18 protein-coding genes are annotated in these 18,774 nt (G+C 61.2%); 11 read left to right on the top strand and 7 right to left on the bottom strand.

The features are described 5' to 3' along the window. Positions 1–61: 61 nt before the first annotated feature. Complete coding sequence (locus tag J2W17_RS19970; RefSeq protein WP_307338053.1) at positions 62–616, top strand: tetratricopeptide repeat protein; 555 nt, start codon at positions 62–64, stop codon at positions 614–616. Between the two features lie 137 nt (positions 617–753). On the opposite strand, the gene J2W17_RS19965 is transcribed toward J2W17_RS19970, so the two are convergent. Further along, positions 754–1,083 carry a DUF1820 family protein gene (locus J2W17_RS19965; RefSeq protein WP_007894425.1) on the bottom strand — a complete coding sequence of 110 codons (330 nt, stop codon included), beginning with the start codon at positions 1,081–1,083 and terminating at the stop codon, positions 754–756. 135 nt (positions 1,084–1,218) lie between these two features. Between J2W17_RS19965 and miaB the strand changes: the two genes are divergently transcribed. The 5 genes from miaB (at position 1,219) to lnt (ending at position 6,629) form a co-directional block, all read left to right on the top strand. After that, positions 1,219–2,547 carry a tRNA (N6-isopentenyl adenosine(37)-C2)-methylthiotransferase MiaB gene (gene miaB / locus J2W17_RS19960; RefSeq protein ID WP_307338049.1) on the top strand — a complete coding sequence of 443 codons (1,329 nt, stop codon included), beginning with the start codon at positions 1,219–1,221 and terminating at the stop codon, positions 2,545–2,547. Positions 2,548–2,753: 206 nt separating this feature from the next. Then, entirely contained in the window at positions 2,754–3,758 is a 1,005-nt protein-coding gene (locus J2W17_RS19955) for a PhoH family protein (RefSeq protein ID WP_154848066.1), read from the top strand. Further along, entirely contained in the window at positions 3,751–4,245 is a 495-nt protein-coding gene (gene ybeY, locus J2W17_RS19950) for an rRNA maturation RNase YbeY (RefSeq protein WP_307338045.1), read from the top strand. Before J2W17_RS19955 ends, ybeY begins: the two co-directional genes overlap by 8 nt. Positions 4,246–4,250: 5 nt before the next feature. After that, positions 4,251–5,090 carry an HlyC/CorC family transporter gene (locus tag J2W17_RS19945; protein ID WP_307338042.1) on the top strand — a complete coding sequence of 280 codons (840 nt, stop codon included), beginning with the start codon at positions 4,251–4,253 and terminating at the stop codon, positions 5,088–5,090. A gap of 15 nt (positions 5,091–5,105) precedes the next feature. Continuing rightward, positions 5,106–6,629 carry an apolipoprotein N-acyltransferase gene (gene lnt / locus J2W17_RS19940; RefSeq protein ID WP_307338039.1) on the top strand — a complete coding sequence of 508 codons (1,524 nt, stop codon included), beginning with the start codon at positions 5,106–5,108 and terminating at the stop codon, positions 6,627–6,629. A 57-nt stretch (positions 6,630–6,686) separates the two neighbouring features. On the opposite strand, the gene J2W17_RS19935 is transcribed toward lnt, so the two are convergent. Then, positions 6,687–7,511, bottom strand: a complete 825-nt coding sequence (locus tag J2W17_RS19935; RefSeq protein WP_307338036.1) for a YdcF family protein — start codon at positions 7,509–7,511, stop codon at positions 6,687–6,689. 89 nt (positions 7,512–7,600) lie between these two features. Further along, the gene (locus J2W17_RS19930) at positions 7,601–7,939 is read right to left on the bottom strand and encodes a hypothetical protein (protein ID WP_307338031.1); all 339 of its coding nucleotides are present in this window, start codon (positions 7,937–7,939) and stop codon (positions 7,601–7,603) included. 278 nt (positions 7,940–8,217) lie between these two features. Between J2W17_RS19930 and leuS the strand changes: the two genes are divergently transcribed. The 3 genes from leuS (at position 8,218) to holA (ending at position 12,595) form a co-directional block, all read left to right on the top strand. Then, positions 8,218–10,824: a leucine--tRNA ligase gene (gene leuS, locus J2W17_RS19925; protein ID WP_307338027.1), complete on the top strand. Its 2,607-nt coding sequence runs from the start codon at positions 8,218–8,220 to the stop codon at positions 10,822–10,824. An 88-nt stretch (positions 10,825–10,912) separates the two neighbouring features. Further along, a complete protein-coding gene (locus tag J2W17_RS19920) occupies positions 10,913–11,518 on the top strand; it encodes an LPS-assembly lipoprotein LptE (protein WP_307338023.1) in 606 nt (201 codons plus the stop codon). 39 nt (positions 11,519–11,557) lie between these two features. Beyond that, a complete protein-coding gene (gene holA / locus J2W17_RS19915; protein WP_307338020.1) occupies positions 11,558–12,595 on the top strand; it encodes a DNA polymerase III subunit delta in 1,038 nt (345 codons plus the stop codon). Positions 12,596–12,607: 12 nt separating this feature from the next. Here the strand turns inward: holA and J2W17_RS19910 are convergent, their stop codons facing one another. Together J2W17_RS19910 and J2W17_RS19905 are read right to left on the bottom strand one after the other, a co-directional pair. Further along, a complete protein-coding gene (locus tag J2W17_RS19910; protein ID WP_307338017.1) occupies positions 12,608–13,399 on the bottom strand; it encodes an AraC family transcriptional regulator in 792 nt (263 codons plus the stop codon). Positions 13,400–13,600: 201 nt separating this feature from the next. After that, positions 13,601–14,878 (bottom strand): acetyl-CoA C-acetyltransferase, encoded by a 1,278-nt coding sequence (locus J2W17_RS19905; protein WP_307338014.1) that lies wholly within the window; start codon positions 14,876–14,878, stop codon positions 13,601–13,603. Between the two features lie 299 nt (positions 14,879–15,177). On the opposite strand from J2W17_RS19905, the gene J2W17_RS19900 reads away from it, so the two are divergent. Beyond that, entirely contained in the window at positions 15,178–16,530 is a 1,353-nt protein-coding gene (locus J2W17_RS19900) for a 3-oxoacyl-ACP reductase (RefSeq protein ID WP_307338011.1), read from the top strand. 2 nt (positions 16,531–16,532) lie between these two features. Further along, a complete protein-coding gene (locus J2W17_RS19895; RefSeq protein ID WP_307338008.1) occupies positions 16,533–17,387 on the top strand; it encodes a MaoC family dehydratase in 855 nt (284 codons plus the stop codon). 153 nt (positions 17,388–17,540) lie between these two features. Here J2W17_RS19895 and J2W17_RS19890 read toward each other — a convergent pair whose 3' ends face one another. Further along, a complete protein-coding gene (locus J2W17_RS19890) occupies positions 17,541–18,095 on the bottom strand; it encodes a DUF4136 domain-containing protein (RefSeq protein ID WP_307338005.1) in 555 nt (184 codons plus the stop codon). 53 nt (positions 18,096–18,148) lie between these two features. Continuing rightward, on the bottom strand, positions 18,149–18,772 hold the full coding sequence (locus J2W17_RS19885) for a DUF4136 domain-containing protein (RefSeq protein ID WP_307338002.1): 624 nt from the start codon (positions 18,770–18,772) through the stop codon (positions 18,149–18,151). Positions 18,773–18,774: the final 2 nt, after the last annotated feature.

The following is an 18,774-nucleotide window of genomic DNA, read 5'->3' as shown; positions in this document are numbered from 1 at the left end:
TGCGCGCTTATTGGATCCCCCTCGATGGGTCCGCGCGCCCTCCAGAGGTAAGTCGATTCCCATGAACCGCACCGGCCGCACCCTTGCATTGGGCTGCCTGTTGCTCCTTCAGCCCCTGCTCGCGCTCGCACAGGCAGGCGGCAACTCGTTGTTAATCCCAGCGATGGGTCGCTGCACCCTCAATACTCAGCCGCAAGATCTGGCACAGGCACTCGCCGCCTGCCAAAAAGCGTCGGATGAAGGGGATGCGCAAGCGCAATACGAGCTGGGCGAGTTCTACTACGAGGGCAAAAATGCGCCGCGCGACCTCAATAAAGCGCTGAGCTATTTTGAAAAAGCCTCGCTGCAAGGCCATGCCCAGGCGCAATTCAAACTCGGCACCATGTTTTTCCACGGCGAAGGCGTGCCGGCCAATAACGTTCAGGCGTATATCGTGCTGAAAATGGCGGCGGTCAATGGTGCTGAAGATGCCCTGGATACGGCGGATGAAGTCGCCGAGAAGATGCCTCGGGAAGAACTTGAGGTGGCGACGCAGGTGCTGGGGCAGATTTTCCGCAAATATTTGATGGAATTGCAGAGCGCGGATGGGCGTACGCCTTTCTCGCCTCTTCCCTGAATTCTGCGTTGTTCTGACTGGCCCCTTCGCTGGCAAGCCAGCTCCTACAGTAGATTTTCGGCGTACACAATTTGTGAACACATAAATCCCTTGTAGGCGCTGGCTTGCCAGCGAAAGGGACGACTCGGTTTTAAGACTTACTTCTCAGGCATCGGCATCGGAAACGGCATGACATTGCCGACCGCGCCGCGGGCTTCGCTGATTTTCGGTGTGCCCAGGCGTTCGACTTCATCGATTCGCACGATCGAGTGCATCGGCACAAAACTGCGCACAACGCCTTCGAACTGAGCCTTGAGCTTCTCTTCGCTCGGGTCGACGACCACTTGCGTGCGCTCGCCAAAGACGAACTCTTCCACTTCCAGGAAGCCCCACAGATCGCTTTGATAGATCTGCTTGGCATACATTTCGTACACCTGGCCCTGATTGAGGAAAATCACCTTGTAGATTGGAGCTTCACGTTTGGTCATGGTGGGCGAGCAACACATCGGGAGATAAAAATTAGGGCGCGAACTATAGCATAGCCGCCGGACGCACAGCGGTAGGAACCTTGGGACATGTTCCCTATAATGCGCGGTTCTTTGAATCACGTGATGACTCTATCCATGGCCAAGAAGCTTTACATCGAAACCCACGGTTGCCAGATGAACGAGTACGACAGCTCGCGCATGGTCGATCTGCTGGGTGAACACCAGGCCCTGGAAGTCACTGCCCGCGCCGAAGACGCCGACGTGATCCTGCTCAACACGTGCTCCATTCGCGAACGCGCCCAGGATCGGGTGTACTCTCAGCTCGGCCGCTGGCGCGAACTGAAACTGGCCAACCCGGACATGGTGATCGCCGTCGGCGGTTGCGTGGCCAGCCAGGAAGGCGCCGCCATCCGCGACCGGGCGCCGTACGTCGACGTGGTGTTCGGCCCGCAAACCCTGCACCGCCTCCCGGAAATGATCGACGCCGCCCGCGCCACCAAGTTGCCGCAAGTGGACGTCTCGTTCCCGGAAATCGAAAAATTCGACCACCTGCCCGAACCACGGATCGATGGCCCGAGCGCCTACGTATCGGTGATGGAAGGGTGCAGCAAGTACTGCACCTTCTGCGTAGTGCCCTATACCCGCGGTGAAGAAGTCAGCCGTCCATTCGACGACGTGATTGCCGAGATCATCCACCTGGCCGAAAACGGCGTACGTGAAGTGACCTTGCTGGGGCAGAACGTCAACGGCTATCGCGGCACCACCCACGATGGTCGCCTGGCGGATCTGGCCGAACTGATCCGGGTGGTGGCCGCCGTCGATGGCATCGACCGCATCCGCTACACCACGTCACACCCGCTGGAGTTCTCCGACAGCCTGATCCAGGCGCACGCCGACGTACCGGAACTGGTGAAGCACCTGCACTTGCCGGTGCAATCGGGCTCTGACCGCATTCTGTCGGCAATGAAGCGCAACCACACCGCGCTGGAATACAAATCCAAACTGCGCAAGCTGCGGGCCGCCGTGCCGGGGATCTGCATCAGCTCGGACTTCATCGTCGGCTTCCCCGGCGAGACCGAAAAGGACTTCGAACAGACCATGAAGCTGATCGAAGACGTCGGTTTCGACTTCTCTTACTCGTTCGTCTACAGCCAGCGCCCGGGCACTCCGGCAGCCGATCTGGCCGACGAAACACCGCAAGCACTGAAAAAAGAGCGCCTCAACGCGCTGCAACATCGCCTGAACCAACAAGGCTTCGAGATCAGCCGACAAATGGTGGGCACCATTCAGCGGATTCTGGTGACCGATTATTCGAAAAAGGACCCCGGCGAACTGCAGGGCCGTACCGAGAATAACCGTATCGTCAACTTCCGTTGCGACACGCCAACCTTGATCGGACAGTTCGCCGACGTGCACATCGACGCCGCGCAACCGCACTCGCTGCGGGGCTCGCTGATCTCCTGACGCTGAGTAACCCTGTGGGAGCGAGCCTGCTCGCGAATGCGATCTGACAGCCAACTTATGAGTCGTCTGTCATGCCGCCTTCGCGAGCAGGCTCGCTCCCACAGGGGATGGTGGTTGAGGTCGAGATATTTAAGAGCTTTCGCACCCAGCCCACTGGCGTTATCCTTGATTTCATCTCAATTGCCCCAGGGCGGCTAAATACGACCTTGAACGCACCCATAGAACCACATCGTTTTATCCTCGAGCCCTTTGAAGCTCGCCGCTTCGCCAATCTGTGCGGGCAGTTCGACGAGCATCTGCGCTTGATCGAACAGCGCCTGAATATCGAGATCCGCAACCGCGGAGACCAGTTCGAACTGATCGGCGAGCCCAAACACACCACCTCCGCGGAAAACCTCTTGCGGCGTCTGTACCGGGAAACCAAGGGTACCGAGCTGTCGCCGGACATGGTTCACCTGTTCCTGCAGGAATCGGCCGTGGAAGAGCTGGACAACCACTCCCCCGCCGAACCGTCCGTCGCCCTGCGCACCAAGAAAGGCATGATTCGCCCTCGCGGCTTGAATCAGCTGCGCTACGTGAAGGAAATCCTCGGTAACGACATCAATTTCGGCATCGGCCCGGCGGGTACCGGCAAGACCTACCTGGCCGTTGCCTGCGCGGTGGACGCGCTGGAACGCGAGCAGATTCGCCGCATCCTGCTGGTGCGTCCGGCGGTTGAAGCGGGCGAAAAGCTCGGTTTCCTGCCCGGCGACCTGTCGCAGAAGATCGACCCGTACCTGCGCCCGCTCTACGACGCACTCTATGAGATGCTCGGCTTCGAACACGTGGCCAAGCTGATCGAGCGCCAGGTCATTGAAGTCGCACCGCTGGCCTACATGCGCGGTCGTACGCTGAACAACAGCTTCATCATCCTCGACGAAAGCCAGAACACCACCGTCGAGCAGATGAAAATGTTCCTGACCCGGATCGGCTTCGGTTCCACGGCGGTCATCACCGGTGACATCACCCAGGTCGACCTGCCGAAAGGCACCAAGTCCGGGTTGCACCATGTGATCGAAGTGCTCAAGGACGTGCCGGGCATCAGCTTTACCCATTTCATGCCCAAAGATGTCGTGCGCCATCCACTGGTGCAGCGCATCGTCGAAGCCTACGAGCGTTTCGAGAATCGTGTGGCGGACGAAACGCCAAAGGATAGTCGCCGCGATGCTTGAGCTTGATCTGCAACGGGCGACTGAAGCTTCTTTCCCAAGCGAGACCGAGTTCCGCCAATGGTGCGAACTCGCCCTGCGCCAGCGCACTGCCGACTCCGAAATGACCATTCGCCTGGTTGATGAAGAGGAAGGTCGCGAGCTGAATCACACCTGGCGGCAAAAGGATTACGCCACTAACGTTCTTTCGTTCCCCGCCGATGTCCCCGACGAATTTCTGGATATTCCGCTGTTGGGTGATCTGGTGATTTGCGTGGCGGTGGTCGAACGCGAAGCCGCCGAGCAAGGCAAGGATCTCAAGGCCCACTGGGCCCATCTGGTCATTCACGGCTGTTTGCATCTGCTGGGTTACGACCATATAGATGATGACGAAGCCGAAGAAATGGAAGCACTGGAACGAACGTTGCTTGCAGAGTTGGGTCATCCGGACCCTTATGCGGACGACGAAACAGACGCATCCCCTATCGTTACAACAAAGGATTCAGAGTAATCGCTATGAGCGAAGATCGATCGAGCAACGGGCAGAAGTCATGGCTGGGTAAGCTCACCCAGGCTTTTGCCCACGAGCCGAAGAACCGCCAGGAGCTGCTGGAGCTGCTGCGCGATGCACATCAAAACAAGTTGCTGGACAGCGAAGCGCTGGCCATCGTCGAAGGCGCCATCCAGGTTGCAGACCTGCAGGTACGGGACATCATGGTCCCGCGCTCGCAGATGATCAGCATCAAGGCGACCCAGACACCCCGCGAGTTCCTGCCGGCCGTGGTCGACTCGGCGCACTCGCGCTACCCGGTCATCGGCGAAAGCCACGATGACGTGATGGGCGTGTTGCTGGCCAAGGACTTGCTGCCGTTGATCCTCAAGGAGAACGGCGACAACTTCAACATCAGGGATCTGTTGCGTCCGGCCACTTTCGTGCCCGAGTCCAAGCGCCTGAATGTGCTGTTGCGCGAGTTCCGCGCCAACCATAACCACATGGCCATCGTCATCGACGAATATGGCGGAGTGGCGGGCCTGGTGACTATCGAAGACGTGCTGGAACAGATCGTCGGCGACATCGAGGACGAGCACGATGTCGAAGAAGACAGCTATATCAAGCCGCTGCCCAGCGGTGACTTCCTGATCAAGGCCCTGACGCCGATCGAGAACTTCAACGAGTTCTTCGACAGTCAATTCTCCGATGACGAGTTCGACACGGTCGGCGGTCTGGTGATGAGTGCGTTCGGGCACCTGCCAAAACGCAACGAAATCACTGAGATCGGCCCTTATCGCTTCCGCATCCTGAACGCCGACAGCCGTCGGATTCACTTGCTGCGCCTGACGCCTATTGCCCGGTAACAACCAAGGATAGAAATGCATTGGATCACCCGCCCCGGCTGGCCCGGTAACCTGCTGGCCGTGGCGGCCGGTGCAATCACCACCCTGGCCCTGGCGCCGTTCGATATCTGGCTGTTGGCGTTGCTGGCGGTCGGCTTGTTCTATGCCGGCTTGCGTGAACTGAATCCTCGCCAGGCCCTGGGCCGTGGCTGGTGCTTCGGTTTCGGCCTGTTTGGCGCCGGTACCAGCTGGATTTACTACAGCATCCACCACTTCGGTGGCGCTTCGGTGCTGCTGGCCGGCTTCCTGATGCTGATCTTCACTGCGGCGATCGCCTGGTTCTTCGCCCTGCCCGCCTGGATCTGGGTGCGCTGGCTGCGCCGCAACGAAGCGCCACTGGCCGATGCCCTGGCTTTCGCGGCGCTGTGGGTCGCCCAGGAAGCCTTTCGTGGCTGGTTTCTCACCGGTTTCCCGTGGCTCTACTCCGGTTACAGCCAACTCGATGGCCCCCTGTCCGGGCTCGCGCCTGTCGGCGGGATGTGGCTGATTTCCTTCACCCTGGCCCTGACGGCCGCGCTGCTCTACAACGCATTGCCCCTGGTGAAAGCCCGGCGCACAGGCTTCATCGCCGCGGGCGTGCTGCTGTTGATCGGCCCATGGGTCGCCGGCATGGCGCTCAAGGGGCATGCCTGGACCAGCCCCGCGGGGGCACCGCTGAGCGTCGCGGCAATCCAGGGGAATGTCGAACAGAGCATGAAGTGGGACCCGGCACAGCTCAATGCACAGCTGGCGCTGTACCGCGACATGAGCTTCAGCTCCAAACCGGTCGACCTGTTGATCTGGCCGGAAACCGCGGTCCCGGTGCTCAAGGAGTCCGCCGAGGGCTACCTGAACATGATGGGAGACTTTGCTGCACAACGTAATTCCGCACTGATAACCGGCGTACCGATCCGCCAGGAAATGCATCAACAGAAACGCTTTTTCAACGGCATCACCGTAGTCGGCGAAGGCGATGGCACTTACCTCAAGCAGAAACTGGTGCCGTTTGGCGAATACGTGCCGTTGCAGGAAGTGCTGCGCGGGCTGATCGCCTTTTTCGACTTGCCGATGTCGGACTTTGCCCGTGGCCCTGCCGACCAGCCGATGCTGCAGGCGAAGGGTTATCAAATCGCGCCGTACATCTGCTACGAAGTGGTTTATCCGGAATTCGCCGCCAGCCTCGCGGCCCGTAGCGATTTGCTGCTGACCATCAGCAACGACACCTGGTTCGGCACCTCCATCGGCCCGCTGCAACATTTGCAGATGGCGCAGATGCGCGCACTGGAAGCCGGACGCTGGATGATCCGCGCCACCAACAACGGCGTGACCGGCCTGATCAACCCGTTCGGGCAGATCACCGTGCAGATCCCGCAGTTCGAACGCGGCATTTTGTATGGTGAAGTGGTGCCGATGCACAACCTGACGCCTTACCTGCAATGGCGTTCGTGGCCGCTGATCGTTGTTTGCGTGTTGTTGTTTGGCTGGGCGCTGGTGGCTGGCCGGATGGCAAAAACCGTTTAAAAGCTTCGCGAGCAGGCTCGCTCCCACATTCGACCGCGTTTCCATGAAAGAACGCGATCACTGTGGGAGCGAGCCTGCTCGCGAAGGCGTCGTCACTGAAACCGCATTAATCCGCGCCCCCCCTCGATAAAACACCGAATACCCGATCTGCCCCACCGCCTCATTCATCAACTGCCCGCTCTGCCAGAGCGCCTTGAACTCCGGCAGCCAGCCGCCCAGTGGCCGGGCGTTGTCCACCCCTAGAAACCCCATCGGTGCCGGCACCACCTCGAATCCCGCCTGCTGGAAACTCCAGACCGCGCGCGGCATGTGCGAGGCGTGCGACACGAGTACGACACGCTTGATACCTTGGGCCAGCAACACCTCGGCGCTGAACTGCGCATTCTCCCAAGTCGTGCGGCTACGCCCTTCCTGCCAGCGCACGGTCACGCCGAAATCATCGAGCAACGAGTCCGCCATCAACCTGGCTTCCGTCGGCGGGGTACCGTAATGCAGGCCACCACTGGTGAGGATCGGCAAGCCCGACGCCTTGGCCAGCCGCGCCGCATAGCGCTGGCGCTCCAGGCCTATACCGGTCGGCTGGTCGGCGCCCCAGGCCGGATCGCCACGCTCGCGCCCCGAACCCAGCACCACGATCGCATCCGCGTGCCGACCCAATGTCGCCCATTCATTGCGAGCCAGCGGCGGTTCACGCTCAAGCGCCCTGGCGCTCCACTCCACCACCACCGGCAGGCTCATCAGCCAGAAGCCGCCGGCGCCCAAGGCAAAACACAGGCCTGCCAGTCGCGGCCTCGAGCGGCGCAACCACCAGGCAAGCAGCAATAGCAGAAATAAAATGCCGGGAGGCAGCAACAGTTGTTTGACGAAGTAACGAAAAGGCATCGAGCATCTCCAGAGATGCCCGAAGCCTAGGTGGGTTGACGCAATGCGACAACAAATACGGAAGGACTATGCTTCGAAAAAACCATATTTCATGGCTTCAAGTGACCTTGCCTGAATTGCAAAGACCGGACCTTTACCGCGTCCCTGCCGGGTGCCTTGTCCTTGAGCCAGATGATCTTGGCCGAACGTGGTGCGTCGAGTTGCTTCACTGCCTCTGACAAGTATCCGTGTGATTCACGTTCACTGCGATCCAGATACGCTTTGACCAGTGCAAACTCTGCGGGGCTCAGGCCACGCAGTTCCAGCTCCAAGGGACGTTCATCGAGCAGCCGGTCGGCGGTTTTTGCCGCGTCCAGGGCCATTCCCAGACGATCGATCAGTCGTTCGTACAGCTCCGGTTTTGTAACTTTTTGCCGTGACTCAACCATCCCTCACCTCATTGAAGATAAGACTCGCTCCCCTTTTAGAGCTTAGCTTCCATCGACAAACCGGCTGGGTGCCGCGACCAACGGCCCTCGCAGCGGGTTTTGCAAGGCTTTGGGCAGTAATCAGGGTTTCCCTCGGTAGAGTGCGGTCATGTATGCTACGGCGCTTCCTGTAACTCCACTTCCAGCTCGTCTGGACACCGAAGCGCCGATCTGGCGCAATCACCGTCCAGCGTGTATTGAAGAGGATTAGGCCACCCCTATTCAGTTCAAAAGTAGCCATGCACGAACAATATCAGCCCCGTGAAATCGAAGCCGCCGCCCAGTCGTTCTGGGACGAGCAAAAGTCCTTTGAAGTCAGTGAACAGCCAGGCAAGGAGACGTTCTACTGCCTGTCGATGTTCCCTTACCCCAGCGGCAAGCTACACATGGGGCACGTGCGCAACTACACCATTGGCGACGTGATCTCCCGCTACCAGCGCATGCAAGGCAAGAACGTCCTGCAACCCATGGGTTGGGACGCCTTCGGCATGCCGGCGGAAAACGCCGCGATGAAAAACAACGTAGCGCCCGCCAAGTGGACCTACGAAAACATCGCTTACATGAAAACCCAGCTACGCAGCCTGGGCCTGGCGGTGGACTGGTCGCGCGAAGTGACGACCTGCAAGCCGGATTACTACCGCTGGGAACAATGGCTGTTCACTCGCCTGTTCGAAAAAGGCGTGATCTACAAGAAAAGCGGCACCGTGAACTGGGACCCGGTCGACCAGACCGTGCTGGCCAACGAACAGGTGATCGACGGACGCGGCTGGCGTTCCGGCGCGCTGATCGAAAAGCGCGAAATCCCGATGTACTACTTCAAGATCACCGCTTACGCCGATGAGCTGCTGGAAAGCCTCGACGACCTGACTGGCTGGCCTGAACAGGTCAAGACCATGCAGCGCAACTGGATCGGCAAATCCCGCGGCATGGAAGTGCAGTTCCCGTACAACGTCGACTCCATCGGCGAAACCGGCGCACTGAAAGTCTTCACCACCCGTCCGGACACCCTGATGGGCGCGACCTACGTTGCCGTGGCCGCCGAACACCACTTGGCGACCCTGGCCGCACAGAACAATCCTGAGCTGCAAGCGTTCATCGCTGAATGCAAGGGCGGCAGCGTGGCCGAAGCCGACGTCGCCACCCAGGAGAAGAAAGGTCTGCCGACTTCGCTGTTCGTCGAACACCCGCTGACCGGCGAAAAACTCCCGGTATGGGTCGCCAACTACGTGCTGATGCATTACGGCGACGGCGCGGTCATGGCGGTTCCGGCGCACGACGAGCGCGATTTCGAATTTGCCACCAAATACAATCTGCCTATCAAGTCCGTGGTGCGCACCAGTTCCGGTGACACCAACCCGGCACCGTGGCAGGACGCCTACGGCGAACATGGCACGCTGATCAATTCCGGCGAGTTTGACGGTCTCGATTTCCCAGGCGCCTTCGATGCCATGGAAGTCGCCCTGATAAAGAAAAACCTCGGTGCCTCCCGCACCCAGTTCCGCCTGCGCGACTGGGGCATCAGCCGCCAGCGCTACTGGGGCTGCCCGATCCCGATCATCCACTGCGATACCTGCGGTGATGTGCCGGTGCCTGAAGATCAACTGCCTGTGGTACTGCCCGAAGACGTCGTACCGGACGGCGCCGGTTCGCCACTGGCGCGCATGCCCGAGTTCTACGAATGCAGCTGCCCGACATGCGGCCAGCCTGCCAAGCGTGAAACCGACACCATGGACACCTTCGTCGAGTCCTCGTGGTACTACGCCCGTTACGCCTCGCCGCACTATGAAGGCGGCCTGGTGGAAAAATCCGCGGCCGACCATTGGTTGCCGGTGGATCAATACATCGGCGGCATCGAACACGCCATCCTGCACCTGCTCTACGCGCGCTTCTTCCACAAGCTGATGCGCGACGAAGGCCTGGTGAGTTCCAACGAGCCATTCAAGAACCTGCTGACCCAGGGCATGGTGATCGCCGAGACCTACTATCGTCGCGAAGCCAACGGTGCCTACACTTGGTTCAACCCGGCGGACGTCGAACTCGAACGCGACAGCAAGGCCAAGGTCATCAGCGCCAAGCTGATCGCGGACGGCCTGCCGGTGGAAATCGGCGGCACAGAGAAGATGGCCAAGTCGAAGAACAACGGCGTCGACCCACAGTCGATGATCGACCAGTTCGGCGCAGACACCTGCCGCCTGTTCATGATGTTCGCCTCCCCGCCCGACATGAGCGCGGAATGGTCCGACTCCGGCGTGGAAGGTTCACACCGCTTCCTCAAGCGCGTCTGGCGTCTGGCTCAAGCGCACGTCACGCAAGGCCTGCCGGGCAAACTGGACGTCGCCGGCCTGAACGACGAGCAAAAAGCCATCCGCCGTTCGATCCACCAGGCCATCAAGCAGGCCAGCCACGACGTGGGCCAGAATCACAAATTCAACACCGCCATCGCCCAGGTGATGACGCTGATGAACGTGCTGGAAAAGGCCCCGCAAGGCACCGAACAGGATCGCGCACTGATTCACGAAGGCCTGGAAACCGTGGTTCTGTTGCTGGCACCGATCACCCCGCACATCAGCCACGAGCTGTGGCATCGCCTGGGTCACGCCGACCCGGTGATCGACGCGGGTTGGCCGGTGCTGGACGACAGTGCCCTGGTGCAGGACAGCCTGCAGCTGGTCATTCAAGTCAATGGCAAGTTGCGTGGCCACATCGAAATGCCGGCCAGCGCCAGCCGCGAAGAAGTCGAAGCCGCCGCACGGGCCAACGAGAACGTGCTGCGCTTCGTCGACGGCCTGACTATTCGTAAAGTGATCGTAGTGCCCGGGAAACTGGTCAATATCGTCGCCAGCTAAGTGGATCAGGCGCCAGGCCCAGCCTGGCGCCGAACAAAACCTTTCGGGTCGCATGATCGGCCCACCTGGTTTCAAGGGGAACAACAAGATGATCAAACGCAATTTGCTGGTGATGGGCCTCGCCGTTCTGCTGAGCGCCTGCGGTTTCCAGCTGCGCGGCACCGGCACCACCGAGCTGGCGATCAAGGAACTCGACCTGAGCGCCCGCGATGCCTACGGCCCGACCGTGACCCAAATGCGTCAGGTGCTGGAAAGCAGCGGCGTCAAGCTCTACAGCGGCGCCCCTTACAAACTGGTGCTGACCGGCGAGCAGGAAAGCCAGCGCATCCTCAGCTACGCAGGCGCCGGCCGCACTGGCGAGTATCAGCTGAGCACTGTGCTCAGCTATGACATCAATGGCCAGGGCAACTTGCCACTGATGAGCGACAAGCTCGAAGTGCAGAAAGTCTTCATCCACGACGGCAACAACCTGGTGGGTTCCGACCAGGAAGCCAATGACGCTCGCAAGGACATACGTCGTGAACTGGTTCAACGCATGATGCTGCGCCTGCAGCAGCTGACCCCGACCCAACTGGAGCAGCTGCAACAGACCGCCGAGGCCCGCGCCAGGGCTGAAGCCGCGGCATTGGAAGCGGCGCAGAAGGCTGAAGCGCAAACGCCGCGTCAGTCGCCTGTCGAACTGCCGCAGCAGTAAGCGTTACGGGGCGTCCCGGCGCCCCGTTCGCCCTCTTCTATGAAACTCGCTCCCGCCCAACTCGCCAAGCACCTGCAAGGCACCCTCGCGCCGGTCTACATCATCAGTGGCGACGACCCCTTGCTGTGTCAGGAAGCCGCCGACGCCATTCGTGCCGCCGCTCGCCAACAGGGCTTCGACGAACGTCAAGTCTTTGCCGCCGATGCCAGTTTCGACTGGGGGACGTTGTTGCAGGCCGGCGCGAGCATGTCGCTGTTCGCCGAAAAACGCCTGCTTGAATTGCGCCTGCCATCTGGTAAACCCGGTGACAAAGGGGCCGCTGCGTTCATCGAGTACTGCTCGCGTCCGGCCGACGACACGGTGTTGTTGATCAGCCTGCCCAAGCTGGACGGCAGTGCACAGAAAACCAAGTGGGGCAAGGCACTGGTCGAAGGCCAGCACACCCAGTTCGTGCAAATCTGGCCGGTGGATGCCAACCAGCTGCCGAGCTGGATCCGTCAACGGTTGTCCCAGGCCGGGCTGTCCGCCAGCCAGGACGCAGTGGAACTGATCGCTGCCCGGGTCGAGGGCAACTTGCTGGCGGCCGCCCAGGAAATCGAAAAACTCAAGCTGATGGCCGAGGGCGGGCAGATCACCGTTGAAACCGTGCAAGCGGCGGTGGCCGACAGTGCGCGCTTCGATGTCTTCGGTCTGACCGACGCCATTCTCAACGGTGAAGCGGCACATGCCTTGCGCATGCTTGAAGGACTACGGGGTGAAGGCGTCGAGCCACCGGTGATTCTCTGGGCCCTGGCCCGGGAGCTGCGCGTGCTGGCCAACCTGTCATTGCAATACAGCCAGGGCGTTCCGCTGGACAAGGCTTTCAGCGCTGCGCGACCGCCGATCTGGGATAAACGCAAACCTCTGATGAGCAAAGCCCTGCAACGCTACCCGGCGCAACGCTGGGCGCAGTTGTTGCTGGAAGCGCAGCGCATCGATGCGCAGATCAAGGGCCAGGCCGCGGGTTCACCGTGGATGAGTTTGAGTCGGTTGTCATTGTTGATGGCGGGCCAACGGTTGTTGTTGCCTGCTGAATAAGCTCAAACATCGTCACTGCTTGAAGAGCTCGCCGGGAGTAAACCCGAACAACCCTTTGAATGCCGCAATGAACGCCGACGTCGAGTCATACCCGCAGGACAGCGCGGCGTTGGTCACGCTATTCCCCTCCTCCAGCCATTTCAACGACGACAGCAAGCGCATCCGCTGGCGCCACCCTCGAAAGCTCAGCCCGGTTTCCCGCTGAAACAGCCGCATCAGGGTTTTCTCCGATGTGCCCAACCGCTGCGCCCATTCTTGCAAGGTCACGTTTTGCTCAGGGTTTTCAAGCAGCTCGTTGCACAACCCCAGCAGCCGTTGATGGCGCGGCAACGGCAGAGAGAACTCCACTTCCGGCAGACTCGCCAACTGATCCAGCAGCACATTCACCAACCGCGTTTCCTGGCTGTCACCCTGTGGATATTCCACCGGCAGCAGGCAAAAATGCTTGATCAGCTCCCGGGCCAGCGGCGTCACCTCGAGCACCCGGCAACGCCCGTGAGCCCATAGGCAATCCTCGCGGCGCACATAGAGGCTGCGCATTTCGGCGCGCATCGAAGTCACCACCTGGTGTTCGAGATCCGCTGGAATCCAGATGCCCCACTGCGGCGGCGCAAAGAAACTGCCCTCGGCGGTGTGTACCCCTAGAACGCCGCTGATGGCGTAGGAAAACTGCACCCAGTCGTGGCGATGGGACGGAGTCCAGGAACCGGCATTGAGGCTTTCCGCCCGGGCGAACAGCGGACGGGGCAATGCTGTCAGGGTGGGGATCGTCCGCTCGAGGGTATGCTGTCCGTTAGTCGGCATTGACTGGCCTTATGTCGCAAGACGGTAGTAAAGCCAACGTTATGCCAAGTCTAACCTTCTTACAAACGCATTTAAGTCGGTCGCAGTACAATGTGGGAGCGGCGGTGCGACAATTCGACTTGCTCGCGAAGGCGGTGGGTCAGTCGCCATCGATGTCGACTGACCCACCGCCTTCGCGAGCAAGCCCGCTCCCACACTTCATCAGCGCTCGATAATCGCCGTTACGCCCTGACCACCCGCGGCGCAAATCGAGATCAAGCCCCGCCCCTTGCCTGCGGCATCGAGCAATTTCGCCAGGTTGGCGACAATGCGCCCGCCGGTGGCGGCAAACGGATGCCCGGCCGCCAGTGAACTGCCTTTGACGTTGAGTCGGCTGCGGTCGATGGCACCGAGCGGCGCGGCGAGGCCAAGGCGGGTTTGGCAATAGTGTGGATCTTCCCAGGCCTTCAATGTGCACAGCACCTGAGCGGCGAAGGCTTCGTGGATTTCGTAGTAATCGAAGTCCTGCAAATTCAGGCCATTGCGCGCCAACAAACGCGGCACGGCATAGGCCGGCGCCATCAACAGCCCTTCGGCACCCTTGACGAAGTCCACCGCCGCCGCTTCGCCATCGCGCAGGTAAGCGAGGATCGGCAACCCACGTTCCTTCGCCCATTCCTCACTGCCCAACAGCACCAGCGACGCGCCATCGGTGAGCGGGGTGGAGTTGCCCGCGGTCAGGGTGCCCCTGGCACTTTTCTCGAACGCCGGTTTGAGCGAGGCGAGTTTTTCCAGGGTCAGGTCCGGGCGCAGGTTGTTGTCGCGAGTCAGGCCGAGGAAGGGGGTCATCAGATCGTTGTGCCAGCCTTCGCTGTAGGACGCGGCCAGTTTCTGGTGGCTTTCGAGGGCCAGTTGATCCTGCTCCTCCCGTGGAATCTCCCAGGTCTGGGCCATCAACTCGCAGTGCTCGCCCATGGACAGGCGGGTTCGCGGTTCGCCGTTGCGCGGCAGTTCAGGGACCAAATGATGGGGGCGCACCTGTAGAAAGGTTTTCAGTTTGTCGCCCGTGGTCCTGGCGCGATTGGCCTGCAGCAGAATCTTGCGCAAGCCTTCGTTGACGCCGATCGGCGCGTCCGAAGTGGTGTCGACGCCACCGGCAATACCGCATTCGATCTGCCCGAGGGCGATCTTGTTCGCCACCAGCAGCGCCGCCTCAAGGCCGGTGCCGCAGGCTTGCTGGATATCGTAGGCCGGGGTGGTCGGTGATAGCCGCGAGCCGAGGACGCACTCGCGGGTCAGGTTGAAATCCCGGGAATGCTTGAGCACCGCCCCGGCTGCCACTTCACCGATGCGCAGGCCGTGCAGGTTGTAGCGTTCGATCAGGCCCTCGAGCGCGGCGGTGAGCATCGCCTGGTTACTGGCGGTGGCGTAGGGCCCGTTGGAGCGGGCGAAAGGGATACGGTTACCGCCGATAATCGCGACGCGACGCGGTTGAGTCATGAAAAGCTCCTTCAAAATATCCAAGGTGAACACTGAACACTGTGGGAGCGGCGGTGCGACGATTCGACTTGCTCGCGAAGGGGCCGGCACATTCTCAATCTAAGTCGCCTGACACTCCGTCTTCGCGAGCAAGTCGAATCGTCGCACCGCCGCTCCCACACTGTCTGCATTCACCCGCGAGACCTAATCCCAGCTTCAACTATTCTGCTGTGATCAAGCGTAGGCCTAATCCCGTGGATCGAACGACTGATTGCCATTCGTGGTCCACATTTTGAACCCCAGCCGCTGGAGCGCGTTCCATGTCTGACCGCTATATCGAGTTCGCCAATTCGTCCATCGGCCATCGTCTGGTCGGGGCCCTGGGTCTGCCGTCGCCGGTACGACTGGAGCGCTGGCAAGCCGGGCGGCTGCGCCCGATCGAGGGGGCGCTGCTGATCGGCGGCGGGCCGCTGGCGGAAAAAGTCGGTGCCTTCGCCAACCGCCTGACCGACGCGATTTACAGTTACGGCACCGACCCTTCAATGGCCACGGCGTGGATTCCCGGTCACGGACCGAAACTCAAGGCCGTGGTGTTCGATGCCAGCGATCTGATACAGACCGACCAGCTCAAACAGCTGCGCGAATTCTTCCAGCCGCTGATGAAAAACCTTGATCACGGCGCCCATCTGGTGATCCTGGGGCGGGCACCGCAGTCTTTGAGCGACCCGTTCGCCGCCAGCGCCCAGCGGGCCCTGGAAGGTTTCAGCCGGTCGCTGGCCAAGGAAATGCGCGGCGGGGGCACCTTGCAACTGATCCAGGTCGGTGATGGTGCCGAGGATCAACTGGAAGGACCGTTGCGGTTTTTCCTCTCGCCCAAAAGCGCTTTCGTTTCCGGACAAGTCGTTCGCCTGGACGCCTGCAATACGCAGGTGACGGACTGGACTCGCCCGCTGTCGGGTCGCAAGGCGCTGGTCACCGGCGCGGCACGCGGCATTGGTGCGTCCATTGCCGAAACCCTCGCCCGTGACGGCGCCGACGTGATTCTGCTGGACGTGCCGACGGCCAAGACCGATCTCGAGGCCCTCGCCGCCCGCCTCGGCGGGCGCGGCATCACGCTGGACATCTGCGCCGAAGACGCCGCCGCGCAGTTGATCGAGCAATTGCCCGACGGCATCGACATTGTCGTGCACAACGCCGGCATCACCCGGGACAAAACCCTGGCCAACATGACCCCGGAATTCTGGGATGCCGTGCTGGCGGTCAATCTCAATGCGCCGCAGGTGCTGACCAAGGCGCTGCTCGACAGCGGCACCTTGCAGGACGACGGCAGGGTGATCCTGTTGGCCTCCATCAGTGGCATCGCCGGCAATCGCGGGCAAACCAACTATGCGGCAAGCAAGGCCGGGCTGATCGGCCTGGCTCAGGCCTGGGCGCCGCTGTTGAAGGCGCGCGGCATCAGCATCAACGCGGTGGCGCCAGGCTTCATTGAAACCCAGATGACCGCGCACCTGCCATTCGGTCTGCGAGAAGCCGGGCGACGCATGAGTTCCCTCGGCCAGGGCGGCTTGCCGCAAGACGTCGCCGAAGCGGTGGCCTGGCTCGCGCAACCCGGCACCGGGGCGTTCACCGGGCAAGCATTGCGCGTCTGTGGCCAAAGTGTTCTGGGGGCTTAGGCATGATCATCGAATGGCACACACTCAACCGCGAACCTAGTCTGCCGGACCTCTATGTAAAGGCCGCGACTCGACGCAAAATCACCGGCACTACGCTGCCGGCTGCAGGTCTGCGCTGCTGGATCACGGTCGATCCGCAGCGCCTGGCGGCCTATCGCAAGGTCTGCGGCTTTGCCGACAACGGTTTGCTGCCCCCCACCTACCCACACATCCTGGCGTTTGCCTTGCAGATGCAATTGCTCACTGACAAGGCATTTCCGTTTCCACTGCTGGGGTTGATACACCTGAGCAACCGCATCCGCATCCTGCGGCCGATGGGCGGGGTCAATCGCGCGCGGGTCAGCGTGCAGGTACAGAACCTGCAACCCCATGCCAAAGGTGCAACGTTCGACCTGGTGACGACCCTCGACGATCAGTTGGGCGTGTTGTGGGAAGCGCAAAGCCAGATGCTGTGCCGGGGCGTAAAACTGGATGGCGAGCCTGTCGAGGAAGTGTTGGCATCGACGCTGGAATTGATGGAGGTGGCCCGGTGGCAAGCGCCGGCGGACATTGGCCGGCAGTACGCCAAGGTGTCCGGCGACTACAACCCGATTCACCTGAGTGCCGTCAGCGCCAGGCTGTTCGGCTTCCCGACCGCCATCGCCCATGGGTTGTGGAACAAGGCCCGGACACTCGCGGCGCTGAATGAGCACCTGCCGGCATCGAATGTCGAGCTGGCGGTGCAGTTCAGGAAGCCGGTGCGGTTGCCGAGCGAGGTGACGCTGCTGTCCAGCGCGGCCGGCTCCAGTGGCGATTTTCAACTGGTGGGTGCGGGGGATCTTGAGCATATGGTCGGGCATTGGCGGCCTGTTGCCTGACTCGATCGTTGCACTGATGCAGGTGCCGGACATCGGCGATTGATGCTCGAACCCCCACTATCGCCCATGCGCGCCGGCAACTCGCCACGCAGATCGGTGAACAGCGGCGCCTGCGCAACGTGAGGCGCCCCCCTCCCGGAAACGCCGTGATGGTTATCTGGGCGGATAGTTGGCCAGCACCCGTCCAACCGTTTCTCGTATCGCCGCGCTGCGATCAGCGGGGTTGGGTGAACGGCTGAGCATTTGTTCATCACTGCCGCGCCACACCAGCTTGCCGTCCTTGCCATCGAGCAGGTCGATCTGGATGGTCGCCACCTTGTAGCTGACGTTGCGGGTTTCGTTGTACATCGGCCCGCCCCAGTAGCCATTCCATGGGTTGCCCCAAGCGCCGCCATAGTTGGTGGTCACGAGTTGCTGGCGCTCTTCGACGATCAGATAGGTCTGCACGCTCAAGTCACCCCGGGTACCGGGGGCGGCCGGACGCAAGCCGCGCTGATCGAGCTGATCGGCGACCGATTGGCGCACGCGTTGTTCAGTCAGGTCGCTCTTGATCCGCGGATCATCGGGCCGATATTGCAGGGCGGGTTCTTTCCAGCTCCAGCTGCGATAGGCGGAGAAGTCGCGGCTGGCATCGAAGTCATGATTGACCTGGGAGGCGCAGGCGCTGAGCAGCGCGGCCACGGCCAGTAAAGCGAGACGGCGGAACATGATATTTCTCCGGTTGAAGACATGAACCTGCGCAAGGCTTCTTGGTGACGAAGCTAATCAGGAGGATACGCCGACATTGCCTTTTCCACAGCCTCCCGTATGGCGTCGGTCTGCGCACCCTGGCTGCCGCGCTGGCTGGTTTCGGCGCTGGAACTCCACACCGGTTGACCGCTTTGGGCATCGAACAGATCCACCCGTACCACCACGACTTGCTCCTGATACGTTCGAACGATCGGCACCGTGTTGTACATGCCATAACCGCTGCCGTAGCGGTTGTAACCGCCGTAGCCGCCATACCCGCCGCCGTAGTAACCGTAGTCATCGCGGACCTGGCGCAAGCGGGTTTCCAGGCGCAGATCGGCGCTGACAAACAGGTCAGCCTGGCGATTGTCATGCAAGGGGCGCAGACCGCGCTGGTCGAGGGCGCTGCTGACGGCTTCGGCCACCTGCGCCGAGTCCGCCCAGGCGGTACCTGGCGGCAGTCGCCCATCGAGCCAGGCCCAGCTGCGGTAGCGCCCATAGTCACGCGGTGGCGCCGGGTAAGCGCTGCGGTCGAAGGTGTTGGCCGCTTGGGGCGGCGCCGGCGGCAAGGGGTTGGATGTCGCCACATAAGGATTGCTGCCCTGACAGGCCGCCAACCCCAGACAGATCACCAGTAACCCTGAACGACTTTTCATTT

This window comes from Pseudomonas lini, from assembly GCF_030812475.1.
GTDB classification, from domain to species: domain Bacteria; phylum Pseudomonadota; class Gammaproteobacteria; order Pseudomonadales; family Pseudomonadaceae; genus Aquipseudomonas; species Aquipseudomonas lini_A.
The sequence above is the reverse complement of the archived record's forward strand: the minus strand, read 5'-3'. Positions and strand labels throughout refer to the sequence as shown.